Raw genomic sequence first — 23,005 nt, forward strand, 5'->3', positions numbered from 1 at the left:
ACCGGTTTCCCGATGCCCCTTTTTCCGCAGGTCGGCGGTCAGGCGGTCAGACCGCCTTCAGATTTTCCGCCGAGGTCTTGCCACGCTTCGGATCGCGCTGCTCCTCGTAGGAAATCTTCTGGCCATCGACCAGGCTGCGCAGCCCGGCGCGTTCGACAGCGGAGATGTGAACGAACACATCCGGGCCGCCGCTTTCCGGCTGAATGAAACCGAAGCCCTTGGTGCTGTTGAACCATTTGACGGTGCCGACGGGCATGTCTGTCTCCCATAACGCAAAGGGCGCCACACCACCGGTGCGGCGCATCAGACTGGGTGTGGGATTGGCGGCCCCCAGGTGCTCGCGATCGAATTTTGCGATGGCGAAAAAAGAGGGGCTGAGCGTGGGGGCTTTTGAAAGCCCCGCAGTCCGAAGCAGAATGACCCACCAAGTATGGGAACGCCCGGTCCGGCTTTCAAGGTGAAAGACGGCCGGGCGTGGAGGGGTGGGCAAAAGAAAAAGGAGAACCGGTGAAGCGTCAGCCGGCGGCCTGCTGTTGCGGCACGCGCGGCGGCGGCGGGGGATTGCCTTCGACGATTTCCTCGTGCGGGTCGCGCAGCACATAACCGCGGCCCCACACCGTTTCGATGTAGTTGTCGCCCTGGGTCGCGGCGGCCAGCTTCTTGCGCAGCTTGCAGACGAAGACGTCGATGATCTTCAGTTCCGGCTCGTCCATCCCGCCATAGAGATGGTTGAGGAACATCTCCTTGGTCAGCGTCGTGCCCTTGCGCAGGCTCAACAGCTCCAGGATGCCGTATTCCTTGCCGGTCAGGTGCAGCGGCGACTGGTCGACCTCCACCGTGCGGGTGTCGAGATTGACGGTCAGGCGGCCGGTGCGGATGATGCTGTCGGAATGGCCCTTCGACCGGCGGACGATGGCCTGGATGCGGGCGATCAGTTCGCGCTTGTCGAACGGCTTGGTCAGGTAGTCGTCGGCGCCGAACCCCAGACCCTTGATCTTGTTGTCCATTTCGGTCAGGCCGGACAGGATCAGGATCGGGGTGGTCACGCGCGCGGCGCGCAGGCGGCGAAGAACCTCGTAACCGTCGATGTCCGGCAGCATCAGATCGAGGATGATGATGTCGTAATCGTAGAGTTTGCCGATCTCGAGTCCGTCCTCACCCAGGTCGGTAGAATCGACGATGAAACCTTCCGTGTTCAGCATCAGCTCGATGCTTTTGGCGACGGAGGAATCGTCTTCAACCAGCAGAACCCTCATGGCGATATCCCGACGTTTGATGGCGCGCTTTCGCTACCCGACCCCGGACATGGCCCCCGATCCTTGATGACCGATTTCAACCATCCCGTTTACACAAGTTAACAGACGATTCAGCTTAACGCCAGTGCCAAGCGCTTACACAACGTTAATCCTTCCATCGCAAGATGCGATCATGGTGGTTAACGTCCCCTCCGTCCACTGAGCTACCACTTAATAGGGGCGCCTCCCGTCTTGGGACCGCCTGCCCTGGAAATGCCGGTATCCGATCCATGACGTTCGATATCGATCAGTTGATCCGCGACATCGACCAAATCCCGGACTCCAGCCGGTACGGCCGCGTCACCGCCGTATCCGGCCTGATGGTCGAGGTCGGCGGGATCGAGAAGGAACTGTCGGTCGGCGGCCGCTGCATCGTCGAGACGCGCGACCGCCGTCAGGTCCCGTGCGAGGTGGTGGGCTTCCGCCAGGGCAGGGCGCTCGCCATGCCGTTCGGTGCGCTGGATGGGGTGGGGCTGGGCTGCCGGGCGCTGGTTGCGGGCGATCAGGCGCGGATCTATCCGACGGATGCCTGGCTCGGCCGCGTCGTCAACGCGCTTGGCGAGCCGGTGGACGGCAAGGGGCCGCTGCCCAAGGGGCCGCAGGGCACGCCGATCCGCAACACGCCGCCCAACGCCCATTCGCGGGCCCGCGTAGGCGAGAAGCTGGATCTGGGCATCCGCGCCATCAACGCCTTCCTCACCTGCTGCCGTGGCCAGCGCATGGGCATCTTCGCCGGATCGGGCGTCGGCAAATCGTCGGTCATGTCGATGCTGGCGCGCTTCTCCGCCGCGGAGGTCGCGGTGATCGGCCTGATCGGCGAGCGCGGCCGCGAATTGCAGGAATTCATCACCGAGGATCTGGGCGAGGAGGGGCTGGCCCGCAGCGTCGTCGTCTGCGCCACCTCGGACGAAGCGCCGCTGATGCGCAAGCAGGCCGCCTACATGACGCTGGCGGTGGCCGAGCATTTCCGCGACCAGGGCCGCGATGTGCTGTGCATGATGGACAGCGTCACCCGCTTCGCCATGGCCCAGCGCGAGATCGGCCTGTCGGCCGGCGAACCGCCGACGACCAAGGGCTATCCGCCGACCGTCTTCGCCGAACTGCCGCGCCTGCTCGAGCGCGCCGGTCCGGGGGTTGTCGGATCGGGCACCATCACCGGCCTGTTCACCGTGCTGGTGGACGGCGACGACCACAACGAGCCGATCGCCGACGCCGTGCGCGGCATCTTGGACGGCCACATCGTGATGGAGCGCCAGATTGGCGAGCGCGGGCGCTATCCCGCCATCAACATCCTGCGCAGCGTGTCGCGCACCATGCCCGGCTGCAACACGGCGAACGAGAACGAGCTGGTCGGCCATGCCCGGCGCCTGCTGTCGTCCTACGACAACATGGCGGAGATGATCCGGCTGGGCGCCTACCGCCGCGGCACCGACCCGCAGGTGGACGAGGCGATCCACTTCCAGCCGGCATTGGAAGCCTTTTTGAAGCAGAGCAAGCGCGAGGCCACCGATCTGGAGACCAGCTACGCCATGCTCGCTGAAATCTTTGGGGTGCAGTGGCCGCAATGAGCCTGAAGACGATCATCCGCCTGCAAAAGCTGCAACTGGACGAGAAGCGTCGCGTCCTGGCGGACCTCCACACGCTGGCCGACCGGCTGCGCAACGAGATCGAGAAGGTGAAGCAGGAGATCGTGCACGAGCAGGAAACTGTGCGCGACGACTTTTCGGTGTCCTTCACCTATTCCAACTTCGCCCAGGCGGCGATGGAGCGCGGCCGCAAGCTGGGCGAATCGCTGGGACAGGTGGAGATGCAGATCAACATCGCCACCGACGAGATGGCCGAAGCCTTCCAGGAATTGAAGCGCTACGAACTGGCCGAGGAAGAGCGGCTGAAGCGCGAACGCGACAAGCAGAAGCGCAAGGAGGCCGCGATGCTCGACGAAACCGCGCTGGTGGGGTTCCGGCGCCGGCAGGCGGAGGAGGAGGAGGCGACCGGGGGGTAAGGCTTGCGGGCAGGGCAATCGGACGCGCTGCCCGGTTCAAGGCTGCCCGGTCAAGCCCTTCAGACGGTCACCGAAACCAGTCCACCCGGCGACCCGCCGCCGTATCCGCCCGTCGCGGCCGGTGTGACGCCGCCGGTCGTCGGTTCTGCTGTGGCTGACCCTGCCGCCGTTCCGCTGCTGCCGGGGGCACTGGCGAAGGACACGCCGATCGACGGACTGGCCGCCGTGCCGGCCGTCGTGCCGGTTGATCCGAATCCGCTCGCCGCTGCGCCATAGCCGCTGCCGGACGATGTCCCCGCGCCGCCGGCCGATCCGTCCGAGCCGCTCTTCGCCGCGGCGGCTTTCCGCTCGTCCTCCTGGGACAGGCGGTTGGCGGTGCGGCGGTATTCCTCCACCACGCGCTGGGACGGGATCTGGTCCTGGGTTTCGCCGGTGTCGAAGTCACGGAAATACAGCACGGCCACCCGCGCGCCCTGGTCGTAGCGCATGAACGGGCTGATGAAGCCGGCTCCGGAGGATTTCTCCGCTTCGCCAGAGGTTCCGCTACCGGAGCCCTGGACTGGAGTCGACGGGGAAGCGGCGCCGGCTTCGGTCGGCTGGAAAGCAGTCGGGCGGAGTGCCGTCGTGCTGGAAACGCCACGGATCTCCATCGCTGCCTCCTGCGCTTCTTGCCCGCTTTCCAGGCGTTGCCCCTGGGACAACCCCTTGGCGGGCGCCGCCCCTCGATGCTCTCCTTGACCGACCCTGCCGCACCGGACCTGTCGTGTGATCCGGTATGGATCAGACCGTGATGTTCAGGTTCTGGCCGCGGGTGGCGGTGGTGTTGCCGCCGCTGGATCCGCTCTGGGCCGTCTGCGCCTCCTGCTGGCGGCGGGTGCGCTCGGTCTGGTCTTCCTGTGCGGATTCGACGGGCGAGGTCGACCGCTGCGCCGCGGCCGGGCCGCTGCTGAGCGGGGTGACGTATGGCTGCTGCTGATAGCCGCCGATGCCGCCAATGCTGCTGACGCCCATGATCGTTCCTCCGGTCGCTGACGCGACGCTTCTCAACCCAACTAGGCAAATTTTGCCTGATCGAAAGGGTTAGCGCCAGCGAAATCGCTTCGGTGGAGAAGCTTTTCCGGGAATGTCAACGATCAAAGTGACTTGCGGGCAAAGGGTCACAACTGTTTTTCGGCGGTTGCTTCCGCTCCGGCAACCTGCGCTGCGGGCTCCGGCGGCGACTCGGCGTTCCGCCACAGCGCCGCTTCGACCGCCAGCGTCCAGAAGCTTTCGGCCGCCTTGCTCTGGCGCGCGCGCGGGCGGACCAGCCGGATCTGCACCGGCACAGTCCAGCGTTCGTCGCCGGCCGGCACGCCGGCGCGCACCAGGGAGCCGCGTGCCAGATCCTCGGCGATCAGGCTTTCCGGCAGCCAGGCCACGCCGCGCCCGTCGCGCGCCAGCGTGCGCAGGACCGCAGCGAGGTGGGAGGTGAAGACGGTGTCGAGCGCATTGGGCAGCGGATGTGCCGCCCGCACCGCCTCCAGAATGCGGCCCATGCCGGATTCGCGGCTGTAGGACAAATGCGGCAGCGCGGTGTCCTGGCCGTCCGCCAGCAGATGGCGTGGGCGGCCGCCGGGATCGGGGGCGGTCACCGCCAGCAGCCGGTCGCCGCCGACGACGACGGAGCGGAAGGACTCCGCATCCAGCCGGCCGGCCGCCGCCGGATGGGCGTGGCAGAGCAGGAACTGCGCCTGGCCTGCCAGCATCAGCCGCTCGCAGGCCTCCATGCTGTCGGACGACAGGGTGATGGCGCCCAGCCTTGCCCGCGCCTCCAGCGCCCGCAGCCAGGAGGGGAAGAAGGTCAGCGACAGCGCATGGGTGGCGGCGAAGCGCAGGGTCGCCGCTTCCGACTGGGCGGCGAGCCGGGCCTCTTCCCGGCCTTGCAGCAGGCGGCGCACGGTTTCGTCGGCGAAGGGGCGGAAGCGGCGGCCAGCCTCCGTCAGGGTCACCGGCTGGGCGCTGCGGTCGAACAGCGGGGTGCCGGCCCAATCCTCCAACGCGCGGATGCGGCGGCTGAAGGCCGGCTGGGTCAGGCGGCGCATGTCGGCGGCGCGGGAGAAGTTGCCGCAATCCACCAGCGCCAGGAAATCGTCGAGCCAGGAGAGTTCCATCGCCCAATCTTCGTCACGTCTGCCGGGCCGGCCCGGTGCCCTTATGCCGAACCCGCATGATGCGTTCCGACCTTGGCATTGGCCCGGCGGCCCGCAACATCCCTACAGTGCCGGCACGAAACGCGCCACCACGCTGCAAGGGGAACCGCCATGCGCATCGTCGAAATCCGCGAGCAGACCGCCGGCATCAAGTCCGACATCGCCAACGCCTTCATCGATTTCAGCCAGATGACGTGCAGCGTCGTCGCGGTGGTCACCGACGTGGTGCGCGACGGCAAGCCGGTGATCGGCTACGGCTTCAACTCGAACGGCCGTTATGCCGCGGGCGGGCTGCTGCGCGAGCGCTTCATCCCCCGGCTGATGTCGGCCGCACCCGACAGCCTGCTGGACGACACCGGCGAGAACCTCGACCCGTTCCGCATCTGGGCACGGCTGATGACCAACGAAAAGCCAGGCGGCCATGGCGAGCGCTCCGTCGCCGTCGGCACCATCGACATGGCGGTGTGGGATGCCGTGGCGAAGATCGCCGGCGTGCCGCTCTACCGCCTGCTGGCCGACCGTTACCGCGGTGGGGTGGCCGACGACAGCGTCTGGGTTTACGCGGCGGGCGGCTATTACTATCCAGGCAAGGATGTGACGGCGCTTCAGGACGAGATGCGCAGCTACCGCGACCGCGGCTACAAGGTCGTGAAGATGAAGATCGGCGGCGCCCCGCTGGAGGAGGATCTCCGCCGCATCGACGCGGTGCTGGAGGTGGTCGGGTCGGGCGAGAACCTGTGCGTCGATGCCAATGGCCGCTTCGACCTCGCCACCGCGATCAAATACGCCGAGGCGCTGAAGCCCTACGGCCTGTTCTGGTACGAGGAGGCCGGAGATCCGCTGGACTATGCGCTGCAGGCCGAACTCGCCAACCATTACGACCGGCCGATGGCGACGGGCGAGAACCTGTTCTCCCACCAGGATGCCCGCAACCTGATCCGCCATGGCGGCATGCGGCCCGACCGCGACTGGCTGCAGTTCGACTGTGCCTTGAGCTATGGACTCGTCGAGTATCTGCGCACGCTGGACATGCTGAAAGACAATGGCTGGTCCAGCCGTCGGGTGGTGCCGCATGGCGGGCACCAGATGTCGCTGAACATCGCCGCCGGCCTGCATCTGGGCGGCAACGAATCCTATCCGGACGTCTTCAAGCCCTTCTGCGGTTTCGCCGACGGTATCGCAGTCGAGGATGGCCGCGTGCGCTTGCCCGATCTGCCCGGCGTCGGTTTCGAGGCGAAGTCGGAACTGTTCGCGACGATGAGCGGGCTGCTGGAAACCAGATAACTGCACTCAGGTTCAAGGTCCGGACCTGTTCCATTGGGAGACGGCATCGCCAATGGTCGATTCGGCCATTGACCGAGCGCTTTACTGTGTCAATCTGTTGGAGGTCGCAACGTTTCAGAAAGGAGGTGATCCAATGTCTCATGGAGCCAGTCCGGTCGTCGCCGCTTTGTTCGGTCTCGCCACTCTCCTGACGGCGGGGATCGCCAACGCGGACTGTTCGCCCAACCACAGCGCGAGCGCGTCGCCGCCGCCGGCCTCCAGCACCGTCGGGTCGGCAGGAACATCGGCGCCCAGCAGCACGCGCGGCGGGTGACGGCCGAACGCTGACGACCAGGAAAATCCATGCACAGGAATGGGCCGCCCCTCGCCGGGCGGCCCGTTTTCATTCCGGCAGGGAGTGAAGTCGGGTTGTGGAGAGTGTTGTCCAAAAATGTCGCAAGAGTGAATTTTTATTGCTTTTCCATATGGTGGTAGGCCGTATATTGAAATTTTTAACAATCCGCTGCCACCATTGCGCGTGAAACCTCGATATGGGTTCGAGGCGTGTTGGAGGGCAAGATGGATCACTCGACCGGTCATCACCATGGCTGCTGCCAGGGCGAACACAGCTCGCGCCGCGGGTTCCTGAAGCTGGCGACGCTGGGCGCCGGCGTGACGCTGATGGCGCCGATGATGATGAGCCGCCCGGCGCAGGCCGGGGGGGTCGACACGCTGCTGCTGACCTGCATGGACTACCGGCTGATGGCGCGGGTGGCCGAGTACATGGAAGGGCGCAGTCTCAAGGAGAAATACGACCATATCGTCCTGGCCGGTGCCAGCCTGGGCGCGCTGAACGACAAGAAGCCGGCCTGGGGCGAAGCCTTCTGGGATGAGGTGGAGATCGCCCGCGACCTGCATCATGTGAAGCGGCTGATCGTCATGGATCACCGCGATTGCGGTGCGTACAAGGCGTTCCTCAACCTCGATCTGGCCGGTGACCCGCGCCGGGAAAGCGACGTGCACGGCCAGTATCTGACGAAGCTCCGGACGATTGCCAAACAGCGCCATCCCGATCTGGAGGTCGAACTGCTGATCATGGATCTCGACGGCAAGGTCGAGACGATGGCGGCATAGCGGCAGGATGACCGGCATTCCTCCCCCGGTTCCGAGGAAGGAGTGCCGGCAGGCGGCCGTCACATGTCCAGACCCAGGTCCAGGTTCGGGGCGCTGTGGGTCAGCCAGCCGCAGCTGATCATGTCGACGCCGGTCTCGGCGATGGCGCGCACGGTGGCGAGCGTGACGTTGCCCGATGCCTCGGTCAGCAAACGGCCATCCACCATCCGCACCGCGCGGCGCAGCGTGTCCGGGTCCATGTTGTCGAGCAGCACGACATCGACCGGCAGGCCCAGCAGCTCGTCCAGCTGATCGAGCGTGTCGACCTCGACCTCCACCTTGACCATGTGGCCGATGGCGGCGCGGACGCGCTCCACCGCCGGGCGCACGCCGCCGGCGACGGCGATGTGGTTGTCCTTGATCAGCACGGCGTCATCCAGCCCAAAACGGTGGTTGAAGCCGCCGCCCAGCTTGACCGCATGCTTCTCCAGAACGCGCAGGCCCGGGGTGGTCTTGCGGGTGCAGACGATGCGCGTTTGCGTGCCCTCCACCTCGCGCACCAGGGCGCGGGTGGCGGTGGCGATGCCGGACAGCCGGCCCATCAGGTTCAACGCCGTGCGCTCCGCCGTCAGCAGGGCGCGGGCCTTGCCGGTCAGGGTGGCGATGGTGCCGCCGGAGAGCACGTCGTCGCCGTCCGCGCGCTCCACCGTCACCGACATGCCGGGGTCGAGCAGGCGGAAGGCGATCAGCGCCGCCTCCAGCCCGGCGACGCGGCCGTCCTTGCGGGCGGCGATGCGGGCGGTCGCCACCGCGTCGGCCGGGATGATGCTGTCGGTGGTGATGTCGCCGGCCCGGCCCAGATCCTCCGCCAGGGCGGCGCGGACGATGGGCTCGACGGTCAGAGGATGCAGCATGCGGCGTCTCCGGGCAGGGGGCCGGCGGCGCCGGCCAGGTCGCTGAGGGTTAGGGTGCGGGAGAGGGAAGCGGGGTTCGGCAGGGGATGGTCGCTGCGGCAATGGGCACCGCGGCTTTCCTCCCGCGCCAGGGCGGCATGGACGACCAGACGGCCGACCAGCAGCCGGTTGCGGGCCTCGCCCCAGTGCCGGACGATGTCCGGCGGAGCCTGGACGGTGTCGTGGGTGTCGCCGTCTTCGCAGCGGAGCATGTCGAGCGCCGCCGCCAGCCGATCGAGCTTGCGCCGGGCGGCCAGCAGCCCCAGCCCGTTGCGCACCAGCCCGGCCCCGTCATAGAGCGCCGTCCGCGCCTCCGCCCCGATGGCATCGAGCAGGGCATGGCCGACATCGGCGGCGACCGCCGGCGGACGGGGCAGGGCGAAAGGCGGCAGCGGCGCCAGCGGGCGGTCCGCCACGTCGCGGGCGACGCGGGTGCCGAACACCAGCGCCTCCAGCAGGGAATTGCTCGCCAGCCGGTTGGCGCCGTGGACGCCGGTGCAGGCGACCTCGCCGCAGGCCCACAGCCCCTCCAGGCTGGTCCGCCCGTCGGCGTCGGTGACCACCCCGCCCATATGGTAGTGGGCGGCGGGCGCCACCGGCATCGGCTCCGCGAAGGGGTCGAGCCCATGCTCGGCGCAGAGGGCCAGCACGGTGGGGAAGCCGCCGGGCTTGGCGGCCAGCGCCGGGCGCAGGTCGAGGAACACCGGCTCCCCCGCCGCGACGCGCCGGCCGATGGCGCGGGCGACCACGTCGCGTGGCGCCAGTTCCGCCAACGGATGCTCGTCCAGCATGAAGCGGTGGCCCTGGCGGTCGAGCAGCAGGGCGCCCGCCCCGCGCAACGCCTCGGTCAGCAGCGGCACCGGGTCGGCATCGACGGCCAGCGCCGTCGGGTGGAACTGGACGAACTCCAGGTCGGCGAGAGTGGCACCGGCCCGCGCGGCGATGGCCAGCCCGTCGCCGGTGGCCTCAGCCGGGTTGGTGGTGCGGGCGAAGGCGGCGCCGATGCCGCCGGTCGCCAGGATCACGCGCGGTGCCCGGTGCAGCACCCAGCCCTGTCCATGACAGGCCAGCAGACCGCAGACCCGGCCGTTGCGCAGCACGAGATCGACGGCGAAGGCGTCGGTCTCCACCCGCACCGACGGGGTGGCGCGCAGGCGGTCGGCCAGGGTGGTGACCAGGGTGCGGCCGGTGGCGTCGCCGCCGGCATGGACGATGCGCGCTGCACCATGCGCGGCTTCGCGGCCAAGCAGCGGCGAGCCGTCGGGCGCACGGTCGAAGGGCAGGCCGTCCTCCAGCAGGCGGCGGACCTCGGCGGCGCCTTCGCGGGTCAGCAGGGCCGCCATCGCCGCATCGACCAGACCGGCCCCGGCGGCGACGGTGTCGGCGGCATGGTCCTCCGGCCGGTCGCCGGGACCGACGGCGGCGGCGATGCCGCCCTGGGCGTAGAGGCTGGAGCCGCCGGGCAGGCCGGCGGTCTTGGTGATCAAGGTGACCGCGCGCGGCGCCAGTTGCAGCGCCGCGGTCATCCCGGCAAGGCCGGAGCCGACGACGATCACATCGGCATCGCGGACATCGTAAGGCGTGCTGGAGGTCATGGGGGGACTCCTACACAACGCGAGCAGATCCCTTCTCCCCCCTGGGGAGAAGGTTAGGATGAGGGGGTTCGGCGAAGCCGAAGAGATCCTCGAAGCGGTTCCCCCTCACCCCGACCCTCTCCCCGCTTTCGGCGGACCAAAGGTCCGCCTGTCGCGTCAGCGCAAACTTCGTTTGCGCGAGAGCGGGGAGAGGGGGTTACTTCGGCTTCACCGCCAGCATGCGCTCAACCGAGCGGCGGGCGCGGGTGGCCAGCGCGTCCGGGATCTCGACACGCGGCTCCAGGGTCCGCAACGAGTTGAGGATGCTCGACAGCGTCACCGTCTTCATGTGCGGGCACAGGTTGCAGGGCCGCACGAACTCCGTCTCGGGCGAGGCGGCGGCGACGTTGTCGCTCATCGAGCATTCGGTGACCATCAGCACCCGCGGCGGCTTCTCGGTGCCGACGAAGTCGATCATGCGGGCGGTGGAGCCGACGAAATCGGCGGCCTCCAGCACATCGGGCGGGCATTCGGGATGGGCGATCACCGTCAGCCGGTCGAAGCGGCGGCGGAACTCGCCGATCTCCGCGCCGGTGAAGCGCTCGTGCACCTCGCAATGGCCCTTCCAGGCGATGATCTCCACCTTGGTCTGGGTCGCGACATATTTCGCCAGATATTCGTCGGGCAGGAAGATCACCCGGTCGACGCCCAGCGATTCCACCACCTCCACCGCGTTGCCCGAGGTGCAGCAGATGTCGACCTCCGCCTTCACCTCGGCCGAGGTGTTGACGTAGGCGACCACCGGCACGCCGGGATGGGCCTCGCGCAGCAGGCGGACGTCGGCGGCGGTGATGCTGTCGGCCAGCGAGCAGCCGGCGTTGCGGCTGGGGATCAGCACCGTCTTGGCCGGATTGAGCAGCTTCGCCGTCTCCGCCATGAAATGCACGCCGGCCAGCACGATCACGTCGGCATCGGTCTCGGTCGCCTTGGCGGCCAGCGCCAGGCTGTCGCCGACGATGTCGGCCACGCCGTGGAAGATCTCCGGCGTCTGGTAGTTGTGCGCCAGGATGACGGCGTTGCGCTCGCGCTTCAGCTCGTTGATGGCGTGGACCAGCGGCGCGTGGAAGGGCCATTCGATGGCCGGCACGACACGTTTCATGCGCTCAAAGATCGGCGCGGTCGCCGCGGCGACGGCAGGGGTGTAGGCGAGTTCGGCGACCTCGGGCATCGGACGGCTCCGCTCTATGCTCGTTCTGAGCAAAACCATATGTGCTCGATACGAGCATATCAAGAAGAAAAGGCGGAGCGGAAACAATCCGGCGCAAGCGGCGTTGTGCGGTGGCGGGGAAGGCCGGCAGCGTGGCCTGTCCCCCCGGTCAGCGCTGTCTGGAGTTTTGCCGATGAAAGCCTTCCTTGCTGCGCTCTGCGCCATCGTTGTCCTGGCGGGCGGCGCCTGGGCGGTGCTTCCGAGCCTGTTCGCCCGCAGCGCCGACGAGACCTTCGCGTCGAGCGGAGCGCGGGTGGGAGAGGAGGCGTCGGTTGCGCACCGCAACTTCTCCGGCCGTCCGCAGATCGACCCCCAGCAGGCCGGCAACATGCGGAAGTGATCCGGCCAACGGGGAAAACGGATGACCCCGGCAGGGTAGCCCCGACCGGGTAAGGCAACTTTTGCCCGCGCCGGCCGTTAACCAGGCTCGGGCCGACCATGGCCCCACACAGGGTTTCCGGAGCGGTTTGCGGGAGTGTGATGACGGTTCATGATCCGGAAAGCGGCGCGGAAGACTTGCGTGCCGACGTCTACCGGCTGCTGGCGCTGACGCTGGCCGCCCCGCCGGGCGCCGACCTGCTGGCGCTGCTGGGCGGCCTCACCGGCGACGCGACGCCGCTCGGCCGGGCCTTCGACGATCTGGCCGCCCGTGCCCGCGCCACCGAACCACAGGCGGCGGAGCGGGAGTTCAACGCGCTGTTCATCGGCGTCGTCCAGGGCGAGCTGGTCCCCTATGCCTCCTACTACCGCACCGGCTTCCTGACCGACCGGCCGCTGTCGGCCCTGCGCGCCGACCTCCAGGCCCTGGGGCTGGAGCGGGCACCCGACGTGTCGGAGCCGGAGGACCACATCGCCGCGCTCTGCGACGTGATGGCCGTGCTGATCCGCGAGGGGGCCGACCCGGCGGTGCAGCGCCACATGCTGGACAGCCACCTGACGCCCTGGGCCGGGCGCTTCTTCCAGGATCTGGAGGCGGCGGAAGCGGCCGGCCTCTACCGCCCGGTCGGCACCATCGGCCGCCTGTTCCTGGAAATCGAGCAGGAGGCCCTGAGCAGACAGATCGACGAATTGGAAGGGGCCGACGCATGAAGACGCCGCAAGATCCGTCGTGCAATTCCCCCGCACGCAATCCGCTGCAACGCCGCGACATCCTGAAGACGCTGGGCCTGGGGGCCGCCGGCGCCGCGGCGGCGGCTGTGCTGCCGGTCGGCGACGAGGCGCAGGCAATGGAATCGCCGCAGGAGCAGGTGAAGGCCCGCTACCGCGAAACCGAACACGTCAAGCGCTTCTACGCGCTGAACCGCCTCTAAGGGCGATCCGGAGGGTGTCCATGCTGGTCAAACGCAGCTCGGCGAAAGCGGCAGGCGCAAAGCGGTCCGGTCTGGTCGCGGCCTTGGCCGACAGTCTGGAATCGGGCGTCAGCCGCCGTGGCTTCCTGCGCCGGTCCGGCCTTGCCGCGGGCGGCATCGCCGCCGTCAGCGCGCTGCCGGGTGCCATGATCCGCAAGGCGGAGGCGGGCCCCATCCTGCCGAATGTCGAGGTGGTGACGCGCAAGAATGTCTGCACCCACTGCTCGGTCGGCTGCACGGTGATCGCCGAGGTGCAGAACGGCGTCTGGGTCGGTCAGGAGCCGGGCTGGGAAAGCCCGATCAACCAGGGCACCCACTGTGCCAAGGGCGCTTCGGTGCGCGAGCTGACCAAGGGCACCCGCCGCGTCAAGTACCCGCTCAAGCTGGTCGACGGCGTGTGGCAGCGCATCGGCTGGGACCAGGCGATCGAGGAGATCGGCAACCAGCTGATGGACATCCGCAAGGCATCCGGGCCGGACGCGGTGTTCTGGCTCGGCTCGGCGAAGTTCTCCAACGAGGGCGCCTATCTCTACCGCAAGCTGGCGGCCTTCTGGGGGACCAACAACGTCGATCATCAGGCGCGCATCTGCCACTCCACCACGGTCGCCGGCGTGGCGAACACGTGGGGCTACGGCGCCATGACCAACAGCTACAACGACATCCAGAACTCCAAGGCACTGGTGATCGTCGGCGGCAACCCGGCCGAGGCGCACCCGGTGTCGATGCAGCACATGCTGCGCGGCAAGGAGCACAACCGCGCCCCCTTCATCGTCATCGACCCGCGCTTCACCCGCACCGCCGCCCATGCCACCGAGTATGTCCGCATCCGCCCCGGCACCGACATCCCGGTCGCCTGGGGCCTGCTGTGGCACATCTTCGAAAACGGCTGGGAGGACAAGGAGTACATCCGCCAGCGCGTTTACGGCATGGACGAGATCCGCGCCGAGGTGAAGAAATGGACTCCGGAAGAGGTGGAGCGGGTGACCGGCGCCCCCGGGTCGCAGCTTCGCCGGGTGGCGGAGGCGCTGGCGAAGAACAAGCCCAGCACGGTGATCTGGTGCATGGGCGTCACCCAGCACACGGTCGGCACCGCCAACGTCCGCGCCCTGTCGATTTTGCAGCTGGCGCTGGGCAACATCGGCGTGGCCGGCGGCGGCGCCAACATCTACCGCGGCCACTGCAACGTGCAGGGCGCCACCGACTTCGGCCTCGATGTCAGCACGCTGCCCGCCTATTACGGGCTGGCGGAAGGGGCGTGGAAGCATTTCGCCCGCGCCTGGGACGTCGAGTACGACTATCTGAAGGGCCGCTTCGCCACCAAGGACCTGATGGAGGCCAAGGGCATCCCGACCACCCGCTGGTTCGATGCCGTGCTGGCGAAGCCCGGCGAGATCGACCAGCCGAGCCCGCTCCGCGCCATGATGTGCTTCGGCCATGGCGGCAACACCGTCACCCGCATGCCGGAGATGGTGAAGGGGCTGGAGAAGCTCAGCCTTCTGGTCATCGCCGACCCGCACCCGACCACCTTCGCCGCCATCAAAGAGCGGCGCAACGGCACCTACATCCTGCCGGCCTGCACCCAGTTCGAAACCGACGGGTCGCGCACCTGCTCCAACCGCTCGATGCAGTGGGGCGAGAAGGTGGTGGAGCCGATCTTCGAGTCGAAGGACGACTACGCCATCATCTATCTGCTGGCGCGCAAGCTCGGCTTCGCCGACGAGATGTTCAAGCACATCACGGTGGAGAAGGACCGGCCGGTGCCGGAGGACATCCTGCGCGAGATGAACCGAAGCTGCCTGTCCATCGGCGCCACCGGCCAGTCGCCGGAACGGCTGAAGATGCACATGAAGCATCAGGCCGATTTCGACAAGATCACCATGCGGGCCGCCTCCGGCCCCTGCGCCGGCGATTACTACGGCCTGCCCTGGCCGAGCTGGGGCCATCCGGAGATCAGGCATCCGGGATCGGCCGTGCTCTACGACACCTCCAAGCATGTGATGGACGGCGGCGGCGTCTTCCGCGCCCGCTTCGGGGTGGAGCGCAACGGCGTCTCGCTGCTGGCCGACGGCTCCTATTCCAAGGGGTCGGAGATCGAGGACGGCTATCCCGAATTCACCATGGCCGTGCTGAAGAAGCTGGGCTGGGACAAGGACTTGACGCCGGACGAGATGCGCGTCATCCAGGCCATCGGCGGCGGCGGCGGCGGCGGCGGCGGCGGGGCCGAGGTGGACAATGTCAGCTGGCAGACCGATCTGTCGATGGGCATCATCCGCGTTGCGCTGAAGCATGGCTGCGTGCCGCACGGCAACGCCAAGGCGCGCGCCGTCGCCTGGAACCTGCCCGACCCGGTGCCGGTCCACCGCGAGCCGATCTATTCCCCGCGCCCCGATCTGGTGAAGGCTTTCCCGGCCATCGAGGACCGGCGCGACTTCCGTCTGGTCCAGCTTGCCCGCTCGCTCCAGTTCAAGGTGGCGGACAGCGACCTGCGCCAGCGCTTCCCCATGGTGCTGACCTCCGGCCGGCTGGTCGAATATGAGGGCGGCGGCGAGGAGACCCGGTCCAACCCGTGGCTGGCCGAGTTGCAGCAGTCGATGTTCGCGGAGATCAACACCAAGGACGCCGAGCGGCTGGGCATCAGGGACGGCGCCTGGGTCTGGGTCTATGGGCCGGAGGACGGCAGCAAGGCCAAGGTCAAGGCGCTGGTGACCGACCGCGTCGGCGGCGGCACGGTGTTCATGCCCTTCCACTTCTCCGGCTACTGGCAGGGCGACAGTCTGCGCGGCAACTACCCGCCCGACACCGACCCCATCGTGCTGGGCGAGCCGGTGAACGGGGTGACGACCTACGGCTACGACCCCGTCACCTTCATGCAGGAAACCAAGGTCACCCTTTGCCGGGTCGAGCCGGCGTGACGTACGGGAGCTGAACAGAACAATGGCCCGGATGAAGTTCCTGTGCGACGCCGAACGCTGCATCGAATGCAACGCCTGCGTCACCGCCTGCAAGAACGAGCATGAGGTGCCGTGGGGCATCAACCGCCGCCGGCTGGTCACGCTGAACGACGGCAAGCCGGGCGAGCGGTCGATCTCCATGGCCTGCATGCACTGCAACGACCCGCCCTGCGCCGCGGTCTGCCCGGTCGACTGCTTCCTACAAACGGCGGATGGGGTGGTGCTGCACAGCAAGGATCTCTGCATCGGCTGCGGCTACTGCTTCTACGCCTGCCCATTCGGGGCGCCGCAATACCCGCGCACCACCGACTTCGGCAGCCGCGGCAAGATGGACAAGTGCACCTTCTGCGCCGGCGGTCCCGAACCGGACGGCAGCGTCGAGGAATACCAGAAATACGGCGCCAACCGGCTGGCCGAGGGCAAGCTGCCGCTCTGCGCCGAGATGTGCTCCACCCGCGCGCTGATGGGTGGCGACGGGGCAGTGCTGGCCGACATCTATCAGGAGCGCTCGCTGCGCCGCGGCTACGGCTCGGGCGCGCCGGGCTGGTCGACCGCCTATGGCCGCAACGACCGCGGCTCTCCCTTCGCACCGGGCGGGCCTGGCACGGGAGGGGCGTGAGCGCCTCCGCAAGTAAAGTCCATTCCGGGAGACCATCATGCGCCCCACCAGACTCCCCCTGCACACCCTGCTGCTGATCGCCCTGCTGGCCGTTCAGAGTTTGGCCGCTTCGACTTTCGCACAAGCGCAGCTCACCCAGGTGCCCGGCCAGAACTCGCCGACCACCAAGGAGCAGGTGCCGCTCTACGTCCCGCAGGACGACAAGCTGATCGGCCGCGTCAGCATCCCGGACGAAAAGCTGGCGGTGCTGGTCCAGCCGGAAGGGCGGGAATGGCGGGAGTGGCGCACCCACACGCTGCGGCTGGCGATCGCCGGGCTCGCCATTGGCATGACGGCGGTCCTGGCGATCTTCTTCCTCTATCGCGGCACCATCCGCATCCATGGCGGCAAGTCGGGGCGGCTGGTCCTGCGCTTCAACGGGTTGGACCGCTTCGCCCATTGGACGACGGCGGTCAGCTTTCTGCTCATGGCGTTGACCGGGGTGATCCTGACCTTCGGCCGGCCGCTGCTGATCCCGCTGATCGGCCATCAAGCCTTCACGCCGCTGGCGGAATACGCCAAGTCGATCCACAACTTCGTCAGCGTGCCCTTCGTCGTCGGGCTGCTGATGATCATGGGCCTGTGGCTGCGCGACAACATTCCGGAAAAGGCCGACTGGACCTGGATCAGGACGGCAGGCGGGCTCTTCTCCAAGGCCGGTGGGCAGCATCCGGAAGCCGGGCGCTTCAACGCCGGACAGAAGCTGGTGTTCTGGAGCATCGTGCTGGGCGGCATCGGCATGGCGGCCACCGGCTATCTGATGATGGTGCCCTTCGCCGTTTCCGGGATCGGCGGCATGCAGATCATGCACGTCGTCCACGGCCTGCTGGCGGCGGGCCTGATCGCCGCGGTGATCGGCCACATCTACATCGGCACCATCGGCATGGAAGGCGCCTTCGACGCCATGGGCTGCGGCGAGGTGGACGAGAACTGGGCGATGGAGCACCACCGCCGCTGGTATCAGGAGCAGCTGCGCAAGGGCTATGTCGAGGGGCGCCAGCCGGCGGAGTGAAGCGACACACCGATGCTTTCATAGGGTGGGACACGAACAATCCCACCCGCCGACCGTCTCCTTCCATAGTACAATTTACCCCCTCCCTCTCAGAGTGGCTGAATGGCCCTCGACAAACGCGCTGGACCGGAGACCTGACCGGTTCACCACACTGAGAGGAACGGCCCAAATGCTCCACCAGGCTCTCGACACGCTCCAGAAGCAGATCGCGCTCCGCCCCCGCTACGACAACTATATCGGTGGTCAGTGGGTTGCGCCGGTGGATGGCCAATACTTCACCAATCTCACCCCGATCACCGGCAAGCCGCTGTGCGAGATCGCCCGTTCCCAAGCCGCCGACGTGGAGCTGGCGCTCGACGCCGCCCACGCCGCCAAGGATGCCTGGGGCCGCACCTCGCCGACCGAGCGCTCGAACATCCTGCTGAAGATCGCCGACCGCATGGAAGAGCGGCTGGAGGTCATCGCGCTGGCCGAGACGCTGGACAACGGCAAGCCGATCCGCGAGACCCGCGCCGCCGACGTTCCGCTCGCCATCGACCATTTCCGCTACTATGCCGGCTGCATCCGCGCCCAGGAAGGTTCGATCGCCGAGATCGACCACACCACCTACGCCTACCATTTCCATGAGCCGCTGGGCGTCGTCGGCCAGATCATTCCCTGGAACTTCCCGCTGCTGATGGCCGCCTGGAAGCTGGCCCCGGCGTTGGCCGCCGGCAACTGCATCGTGCTGAAGCCGGCCGAGCAGACCCCGATGGCGATCATGGTGCTGGCCGAGATCATCGGCGACCTGCTGCCGCCCGGCGTGCTGAACATCGTCAACGGCTTCGGCATCGAGGCCGGCAAGCCGCTCGCCACCAACAAGCGCATCTCGAAGATCGCCTTCACCGGCGAGACCTCGACCGGCCGCCTGATCCTGCAATACGCGTCGGAGAACATCATCCCGTCGACCGTCGAGCTGGGCGGCAAGTCGCCGAACATCTTCTTCGAAGACGTGATGGCCGCCGACGACGAGTTCCTCGACAAGGCGCTGGAAGGCTTCGCGATGTTCGCGCTGAACCAGGGCGAGGTCTGCACCTGCCCCAGCCGCGTCCTGATCCAGAAGTCGATCTACGACCGTTTCATCAAGCTGGCGGTCGAGCGCGTCGCCAAGATCGCCCAAGGCCACCCGCTGGACGGCGGCACCATGATCGGCGCCCAGGCGTCGCAGGAGCAGCTTGAGAAGATCCTCTCCTACATCGAGATCGGCAAGGCCGAGGGCGCCAAGGTCCTGATCGGCGGCGAGCGCGCCCATCTGGGCGGCGAGCTGGAGGGCGGCTACTACGTGCAGCCGACCATCCTCGAAGGCCACAACAAGATGCGCATCTTCCAGGAGGAGATCTTCGGCCCGGTCGTCGCCGTGACGACCTTCGAGACCGAGGAAGAGGCGCTGGCCATCGCCAACGACAGCGAGTTCGGCCTGGGCGCCGGCGTGTGGAGCCGTGACGGCAACCGCGCCTTCCGCATGGGCCGCGGCATCCAGGCCGGCCGCGTCTGGACCAACTGCTACCACCTGTACCCAGCGCACGCCGCCTTCGGTGGGTACAAGAAGTCCGGTATCGGCCGCGAGACGCACAAGATGATGCTCGACCACTACCAGCAGACCAAGAACCTGCTGGTCAGCTACAGCCCGAAAGCGCTCGGCTTCTTCTGAGCCCTGCTCCTCCCTATCGGGCAAACCTGGGCCGGGGGCGTGTCCCCCGGCCTTTTTTCTTTCTCCGTGTGGTTTCGTGATAAAGGACCACCATGACCGCCCCAACCCCGACTGACCGCGTGACCGCCACGCCCGAGGCCGTCGCCCTGCTGGACCGGCTTGCCGCGAAGCACGGGCCGCTGATGCTGCACCTGTCGGGCGGCTGCTGCGACGGTACGGCGCCGCTCTGCCTGCCGAAGGGGGAGTTCAGGATGGGCGGTCGCGACCTGTGCCTCGGCACGGTCGCCGGTGCGCCCTTCTGCATGTCCGACGACACCTTCCAATGGTGGCGCAACACCCAGGTCATCCTGGACGTTATCCAGGCGCGCGGCGGCGGCTTCTCGATCGAGGCGCCGGACGGCGTCCGCTTCATCGCCAGGGCCCGCCTGTTCACCGACGGGGAGCTGGCCGGCCTGCCCGATCCGCAACCGGCCGATACTGTTTAGGAGCCGCCCCGCATCATGTCCTCCTTCACCGGTCCGCGGATTGGTCTTGCCCGCCGCCATCCCTGGAGTACCCTTGCCGGATCGCATCCGCGGACGGAGCGAGGGGTGCAGGGGGAAGCCATGTCCGCAGGAGAGACTTCCGTGACGGGGCCGGTACGGCCGACCTCCGGCGACGGCATGCCGCGCGCCGTCACCCATGCCGAACGCCCGGACGAGGCGGCGCGGGAACTGCGCGCCGGGCTGGGCGAGGTGGCTTTGGAACTGGTGGTCGTCTTCTGCGCCCCAAGCTATGACCGCGAGGCGCTGGCCGACGCGCTGGCGGGGCAGTTCGGCATGGTGCCGGTGATCGGCTGCACCACGGCGGGGGAGATCGGCCCCGGCGGCTACACCACCAACGCCCTGGTGGCGGTGGGCTTCCCGACCGAGGATTTCTGCATCGTCACCGCGCTGGTCGACCATGTCGACCGCTTCGAGATCGCCGACAGCACCGCCATCGCGCGGTCGCTGCTGTCGCGCCGCGACCGCGCGATGGGGACCCGCCCGGTGCCGCTGGGCGAGGAGGCCCGCAGCTTCGCCATGCTGCTGATCGACGGGCTGTCGATGAGCGAGGAGACGGTGGTCAGCGCACTGCACAACGCGCTGATCGACATCCCGCTGTTCGGCGCCTCGGCCGGCGACGACCTGCATTTCGAACGCACTTTCGTCCTGCACGAGGGCGCCTTCCACGCAGACGCCGCGGTGGTGGCGCTGTTCACCACGACGCGGCCCTTCACCGTCTTCCGCACCCAGCATTTCGTCAGCTCCGACCGCAAGATGGTGGTCACCGGCGCCGATCCGCAGCACCGCATCGTCCATGAGATCAATGCCGAGCCGGCAGGCCGCGAATATGCCCGTCTGGTCGGGCTGGAGGGGGAGCCGCTGACCCCGATGATCTTCGCCTCCCACCCGGTCGTGGTGCGGGTCGGCGGCCAGTATCATGTCCGCTCGATCCAGAAGGTGAACGACGACGAGAGCCTGACCTTCTTCTGCGCCATCGACGAGGGCATCGTCCTGACGGTGGCGGAGGGGGTCGATCCGGTCGCCAATTTCGATGGGCTGATCGAGGGCATCGAGGCGGAGGTCGGCGCCCCCGACCTGATCCTCGGCTGCGACTGCATCCTGCGCCGGCTGGAGATGGAGCAGCGGCAGCTGAACGCCGTGATGTCCGACCGGCTGGCCCGTCACCGCGTCGTCGGGTTCTGCGCCTATGGCGAGCAGGTCAACGGCATGCACGTCAACCAGACCTTCACGGGCGTCGCCATCGGAGGGCGCTAAGCCATGGCCGGCATGCAGACCCGCAACTGGACACTCGACCCCGCCGACCGCATCGCCGAGCTGGAGCGGGAGAACGCCAAGCTCCAGCGCATCAACAAGGTGCTGATGGACCGCGTCGAGCGGTCGATGGATTTCCAGGGCGGCGCCTTCTCGCTGTTCCAGACCGCCATCGTGCTGGAACAGAAGATCCGCGAGCGCACGCTGGAGCTGGAACGCGCCCTGCACAAGCTGGAGGACAGCAACCGCGACCTCGCCCGCGCCAAGGAGCTGGCGGACACCATGCGCACCCGCCTGTTCGAGGCGATCGAGTCGGTGAACGAGGGGTTCGCCCTGTTCGATTCCGCTGACCGGCTGGTGCTGTGCAATCGCAAATACCTGTCCTACTGGCCGTCGGTGGCGGGCCGCATCCAGGCCGGCATCCGCTTCAACGATCTGGTGGCGATGGTCGCCGCCGCCGATGCCGTCGCCGAGCCGCCGCCCGACGTCTGGCTGCGCGAACGGATGGAGCACCGCCACGACCTGAAGGGCGTCTTCCTGAACCGGCTGGCGGATGGCCGCTGGATCCAGGTGAACGAGCGGCGCACGCGCGACGGCGGCATCGTCGGCGTCTACACCGACATCACCGACGTCAAGCGCGAGGAGGAACGGCGGCGCGAATCCGAACAGGCGGAGAAATCCGCACTGATGATGTTGAACGACCAGCTGCAGCAGGCCAAGTCCCAGGCCGATCAGGCCAATTTGTCCAAGACACGCTTCATCGCCGCCGCCAGCCACGATCTGTTGCAGCCGCTGAACGCCGCCCGCCTGTTCGTCTCGGCGCTCGCCGATCTGGAGCAGCCCGACGCCAATGCGGAGCTGGTGGAGAACGTCGATGCGGCGCTGACATCGGTGGAGGATCTGCTGTCGGCTTTGCTCGATATCTCCAAGCTCGATGCCGGGGCGGTGACGCCGGAGGTGACCGACTTTCCGCTGCGCGGCATCCTGGCGCCGCTCGCCACCGAATATGCCGCGGTGGCGGCGGAGCGCGGCATCGATTTGAAGGTGGTGGGGTCGGGGGCGGTGGTGCGCAGCGACATGCGGCTGTTGCGCCGGATCGTGCAGAATTTCCTGTCCAACGCGCTGCGCTACGTCCAGGGCGGCCGGGTGGTGGTCGGCTGCCGCCGCACCGGCGACGGCGGCATCCGCATCGAGGTGTGGGACAACGGCCCCGGCATCCCGCGCGACAAGATCGCCGAGATTTTCCAGGAATTCCGCCGTCTCGACACTCCGGTCACCAAGGGGCGCGACCGCGGCATGGGGCTGGGGCTCGCCATCGTCGACCGCGTCGCCCGCATGCTGGACCACCCGATCACCGTGCGGTCGGAGCCGGGCCGGGGCTCCGTCTTCGCCGTCACCGTGCCGCGCGGGACCGAGCGCCGCGCCGTCCGCCCGGCCAGCATCGCCGCCCGGCCGATGACCAACCGGCTGGCCGGCACCTCGGTGCTGGTGCTGGACAACGAGCCGGCGGTGGTGGCGGGGATGGAAGCGCTGCTGCGCGGCTGGGCCTGCGACGTGGTGTCGGCCACCAATGGCGACGAGGCTCTGGCGCTGCTGTCCGGCATGCCGCAGCCGCCGGATTCTGCTGATCGCCGACTATCACCTCGACGACGGCGTGCTGGGGGTGGACGAGGTGGCGCGGCTGCGCGCCGCCTGCGGCCGCATCCTGCCCGCCGTGATCGTCACCGCCAACCGCACTCCGGAACTGGCGGACGAGGCCAAGGCGGCCGGCTGCCTCGTGCTGAACAAGCCGGTAAAGCCGGCGCAGCTGCGCGCGGTGATGTCGGGGCTGGTGGGGTAGGGGCGGGCGGCGAAGAGAGCCTGATGATTTACCGGTAACGCCTTGCCGGTTCG

At 67.9% G+C, this 23,005-nt stretch carries 23 protein-coding genes; 14 read left to right on the top strand and 9 right to left on the bottom strand.

All coding sequences use genetic code 11. The features are described 5' to 3' along the window. Positions 1-46 precede the first annotated feature (46 nt). Positions 47-256 carry a cold-shock protein gene (locus ACWPN3_RS06140; protein WP_012977930.1) on the bottom strand — a complete coding sequence of 70 codons (210 nt, stop codon included), beginning with the start codon at positions 254-256 and terminating at the stop codon, positions 47-49. A gap of 259 nt (positions 257-515) precedes the next feature. Then, entirely contained in the window at positions 516-1,256 is a 741-nt protein-coding gene (ctrA, locus tag ACWPN3_RS06145; protein WP_098736190.1) for a response regulator transcription factor CtrA, read from the bottom strand. A gap of 269 nt (positions 1,257-1,525) precedes the next feature. Here ctrA and fliI point away from each other — a divergent pair, with 269 nt between their 5' ends. Beyond that, positions 1,526-2,863, top strand: a complete 1,338-nt coding sequence (fliI, locus tag ACWPN3_RS06150) for a flagellar protein export ATPase FliI (protein ID WP_109096468.1) — start codon at positions 1,526-1,528, stop codon at positions 2,861-2,863. Then, positions 2,860-3,297, top strand: a complete 438-nt coding sequence (locus ACWPN3_RS06155) for a flagellar export protein FliJ (protein WP_492243950.1) — start codon at positions 2,860-2,862, stop codon at positions 3,295-3,297. Before fliI ends, ACWPN3_RS06155 begins: the two co-directional genes overlap by 4 nt. A 59-nt stretch (positions 3,298-3,356) precedes the next feature. Here the strand turns inward: ACWPN3_RS06155 and ACWPN3_RS06160 are convergent, their stop codons facing one another. The 3 genes from ACWPN3_RS06160 to ACWPN3_RS06170 all read right to left on the bottom strand — a co-directional run bounded on the left by ACWPN3_RS06160 (position 3,357) and on the right by ACWPN3_RS06170 (position 5,447). Beyond that, positions 3,357-3,947 (bottom strand): hypothetical protein, encoded by a 591-nt coding sequence (locus ACWPN3_RS06160; RefSeq protein ID WP_492243949.1) that lies wholly within the window; start codon positions 3,945-3,947, stop codon positions 3,357-3,359. Between the two features lie 130 nt (positions 3,948-4,077). Next, positions 4,078-4,308: a hypothetical protein gene (locus tag ACWPN3_RS06165; protein ID WP_109096470.1), complete on the bottom strand. Its 231-nt coding sequence runs from the start codon at positions 4,306-4,308 to the stop codon at positions 4,078-4,080. A gap of 146 nt (positions 4,309-4,454) precedes the next feature. Then, entirely contained in the window at positions 4,455-5,447 is a 993-nt protein-coding gene (locus tag ACWPN3_RS06170; RefSeq protein ID WP_492261177.1) for a LysR substrate-binding domain-containing protein, read from the bottom strand. A gap of 150 nt (positions 5,448-5,597) precedes the next feature. Between ACWPN3_RS06170 and ACWPN3_RS06175 the strand changes: the two genes are divergently transcribed. After that, the gene (locus ACWPN3_RS06175; RefSeq protein ID WP_109096472.1) at positions 5,598-6,770 is read left to right on the top strand and encodes a mandelate racemase/muconate lactonizing enzyme family protein; all 1,173 of its coding nucleotides are present in this window, start codon (positions 5,598-5,600) and stop codon (positions 6,768-6,770) included. A gap of 138 nt (positions 6,771-6,908) precedes the next feature. On the opposite strand, the gene ACWPN3_RS06180 is transcribed toward ACWPN3_RS06175, so the two are convergent. Further along, positions 6,909-7,337 carry a hypothetical protein gene (locus ACWPN3_RS06180; protein ID WP_492261178.1) on the bottom strand — a complete coding sequence of 143 codons (429 nt, stop codon included), beginning with the start codon at positions 7,335-7,337 and terminating at the stop codon, positions 6,909-6,911. Between ACWPN3_RS06180 and ACWPN3_RS06185 the strand changes: the two genes are divergently transcribed. Further along, on the top strand, positions 7,329-7,883 hold the full coding sequence (locus tag ACWPN3_RS06185) for a carbonic anhydrase (RefSeq protein WP_109452444.1): 555 nt from the start codon (positions 7,329-7,331) through the stop codon (positions 7,881-7,883). The two genes, ACWPN3_RS06180 and ACWPN3_RS06185, sit on opposite strands and share 9 nt — an antisense overlap. Positions 7,884-7,942: 59 nt before the next feature. Here ACWPN3_RS06185 and nadC read toward each other — a convergent pair whose 3' ends face one another. From nadC to nadA, 3 genes are all read right to left on the bottom strand, one after another. Then, positions 7,943-8,776 (bottom strand): carboxylating nicotinate-nucleotide diphosphorylase, encoded by an 834-nt coding sequence (gene nadC / locus ACWPN3_RS06190; RefSeq protein ID WP_492243946.1) that lies wholly within the window; start codon positions 8,774-8,776, stop codon positions 7,943-7,945. After that, positions 8,761-10,410, bottom strand: a complete 1,650-nt coding sequence (locus ACWPN3_RS06195) for an L-aspartate oxidase (protein WP_492243945.1) — start codon at positions 10,408-10,410, stop codon at positions 8,761-8,763. The genes nadC and ACWPN3_RS06195 overlap by 16 nt, the downstream gene beginning before the upstream one ends. Before the next feature lie 196 nt (positions 10,411-10,606). Continuing rightward, positions 10,607-11,617 (bottom strand): quinolinate synthase NadA, encoded by a 1,011-nt coding sequence (gene nadA, locus ACWPN3_RS06200; protein WP_492261179.1) that lies wholly within the window; start codon positions 11,615-11,617, stop codon positions 10,607-10,609. Between the two features lie 172 nt (positions 11,618-11,789). Between nadA and ACWPN3_RS06205 the strand changes: the two genes are divergently transcribed. The 10 genes from ACWPN3_RS06205 (at position 11,790) to ACWPN3_RS06250 (ending at position 22,990) form a co-directional block, all read left to right on the top strand. Continuing rightward, on the top strand, positions 11,790-11,996 hold the full coding sequence (locus tag ACWPN3_RS06205; RefSeq protein WP_492243943.1) for a hypothetical protein: 207 nt from the start codon (positions 11,790-11,792) through the stop codon (positions 11,994-11,996). A 140-nt stretch (positions 11,997-12,136) separates the two neighbouring features. Beyond that, positions 12,137-12,745: a TorD/DmsD family molecular chaperone gene (locus ACWPN3_RS06210; protein ID WP_492243942.1), complete on the top strand. Its 609-nt coding sequence runs from the start codon at positions 12,137-12,139 to the stop codon at positions 12,743-12,745. Then, positions 12,742-12,966: a twin-arginine translocation signal domain-containing protein gene (locus tag ACWPN3_RS06215; RefSeq protein WP_492243941.1), complete on the top strand. Its 225-nt coding sequence runs from the start codon at positions 12,742-12,744 to the stop codon at positions 12,964-12,966. Before ACWPN3_RS06210 ends, ACWPN3_RS06215 begins: the two co-directional genes overlap by 4 nt. 20 nt (positions 12,967-12,986) lie before the next feature. Next, positions 12,987-15,917 (top strand): formate dehydrogenase subunit alpha, encoded by a 2,931-nt coding sequence (locus tag ACWPN3_RS06220; RefSeq protein ID WP_492243940.1) that lies wholly within the window; start codon positions 12,987-12,989, stop codon positions 15,915-15,917. Positions 15,918-15,939: 22 nt separating this feature from the next. Next, a complete protein-coding gene (gene fdh3B, locus ACWPN3_RS06225) occupies positions 15,940-16,575 on the top strand; it encodes a formate dehydrogenase FDH3 subunit beta (protein ID WP_098736175.1) in 636 nt (211 codons plus the stop codon). Between the two features lie 37 nt (positions 16,576-16,612). Next, positions 16,613-17,626, top strand: coding sequence for a formate dehydrogenase subunit gamma (locus tag ACWPN3_RS06230; RefSeq protein ID WP_492243939.1), 1,014 nt, complete (start codon positions 16,613-16,615; stop codon positions 17,624-17,626). Between the two features lie 169 nt (positions 17,627-17,795). Continuing rightward, the gene (gene adh / locus ACWPN3_RS06235; protein WP_109096481.1) at positions 17,796-19,316 is read left to right on the top strand and encodes an aldehyde dehydrogenase; all 1,521 of its coding nucleotides are present in this window, start codon (positions 17,796-17,798) and stop codon (positions 19,314-19,316) included. A 92-nt stretch (positions 19,317-19,408) separates the two neighbouring features. Further along, positions 19,409-19,801 carry a DUF779 domain-containing protein gene (locus ACWPN3_RS06240; RefSeq protein WP_492243938.1) on the top strand — a complete coding sequence of 131 codons (393 nt, stop codon included), beginning with the start codon at positions 19,409-19,411 and terminating at the stop codon, positions 19,799-19,801. Between the two features lie 141 nt (positions 19,802-19,942). Then, entirely contained in the window at positions 19,943-21,115 is a 1,173-nt protein-coding gene (gene nosP / locus ACWPN3_RS06245; protein WP_247872827.1) for a nitric oxide-sensing protein NosP, read from the top strand. Positions 21,116-21,118: 3 nt separating this feature from the next. Then, on the top strand, positions 21,119-22,990 hold the full coding sequence (locus ACWPN3_RS06250) for a hybrid sensor histidine kinase/response regulator (protein WP_492261180.1): 1,872 nt from the start codon (positions 21,119-21,121) through the stop codon (positions 22,988-22,990). The last annotated feature ends 15 nt before the right edge of the window (positions 22,991-23,005 follow it).

The organism is Azospirillum sp. UENF 111221 (assembly GCF_058780625.1).

Excerpts from the sequence above, each read along its gene's own strand:
- ACWPN3_RS06140 (WP_012977930.1), bottom strand. The coding sequence starts at position 256 with ATGCCCGTCGGCACCGTCAAATGGTTCAACAGCACCAAGGGCTTCGGT.
- ctrA (WP_098736190.1), bottom strand. The coding sequence starts at position 1,256 with ATGAGGGTTCTGCTGGTTGAAGACGATTCCTCCGTCGCCAAAAGCATC.
- fliI (WP_109096468.1), top strand. The coding sequence starts at position 1,526 with ATGACGTTCGATATCGATCAGTTGATCCGCGACATCGACCAAATCCCG.
- ACWPN3_RS06155 (WP_492243950.1), top strand. The coding sequence starts at position 2,860 with ATGAGCCTGAAGACGATCATCCGCCTGCAAAAGCTGCAACTGGACGAG.
- ACWPN3_RS06160 (WP_492243949.1), bottom strand. The coding sequence starts at position 3,947 with ATGGAGATCCGTGGCGTTTCCAGCACGACGGCACTCCGCCCGACTGCT.
- ACWPN3_RS06165 (WP_109096470.1), bottom strand. The coding sequence starts at position 4,308 with ATGGGCGTCAGCAGCATTGGCGGCATCGGCGGCTATCAGCAGCAGCCA.
- ACWPN3_RS06170 (WP_492261177.1), bottom strand. The coding sequence starts at position 5,447 with ATGGAACTCTCCTGGCTCGACGATTTCCTGGCGCTGGTGGATTGCGGC.
- ACWPN3_RS06175 (WP_109096472.1), top strand. The coding sequence starts at position 5,598 with ATGCGCATCGTCGAAATCCGCGAGCAGACCGCCGGCATCAAGTCCGAC.
- ACWPN3_RS06185 (WP_109452444.1), top strand. The coding sequence starts at position 7,329 with ATGGATCACTCGACCGGTCATCACCATGGCTGCTGCCAGGGCGAACAC.
- nadC (WP_492243946.1), bottom strand. The coding sequence starts at position 8,776 with ATGCTGCATCCTCTGACCGTCGAGCCCATCGTCCGCGCCGCCCTGGCG.
- ACWPN3_RS06195 (WP_492243945.1), bottom strand. The coding sequence starts at position 10,410 with ATGACCTCCAGCACGCCTTACGATGTCCGCGATGCCGATGTGATCGTC.
- nadA (WP_492261179.1), bottom strand. The coding sequence starts at position 11,617 with ATGCCCGAGGTCGCCGAACTCGCCTACACCCCTGCCGTCGCCGCGGCG.
- ACWPN3_RS06205 (WP_492243943.1), top strand. The coding sequence starts at position 11,790 with ATGAAAGCCTTCCTTGCTGCGCTCTGCGCCATCGTTGTCCTGGCGGGC.
- ACWPN3_RS06210 (WP_492243942.1), top strand. The coding sequence starts at position 12,137 with ATGACGGTTCATGATCCGGAAAGCGGCGCGGAAGACTTGCGTGCCGAC.
- ACWPN3_RS06215 (WP_492243941.1), top strand. The coding sequence starts at position 12,742 with ATGAAGACGCCGCAAGATCCGTCGTGCAATTCCCCCGCACGCAATCCG.
- ACWPN3_RS06220 (WP_492243940.1), top strand. The coding sequence starts at position 12,987 with ATGCTGGTCAAACGCAGCTCGGCGAAAGCGGCAGGCGCAAAGCGGTCC.
- fdh3B (WP_098736175.1), top strand. The coding sequence starts at position 15,940 with ATGGCCCGGATGAAGTTCCTGTGCGACGCCGAACGCTGCATCGAATGC.
- ACWPN3_RS06230 (WP_492243939.1), top strand. The coding sequence starts at position 16,613 with ATGCGCCCCACCAGACTCCCCCTGCACACCCTGCTGCTGATCGCCCTG.
- adh (WP_109096481.1), top strand. The coding sequence starts at position 17,796 with ATGCTCCACCAGGCTCTCGACACGCTCCAGAAGCAGATCGCGCTCCGC.
- ACWPN3_RS06240 (WP_492243938.1), top strand. The coding sequence starts at position 19,409 with ATGACCGCCCCAACCCCGACTGACCGCGTGACCGCCACGCCCGAGGCC.
- ACWPN3_RS06250 (WP_492261180.1), top strand. The coding sequence starts at position 21,119 with ATGGCCGGCATGCAGACCCGCAACTGGACACTCGACCCCGCCGACCGC.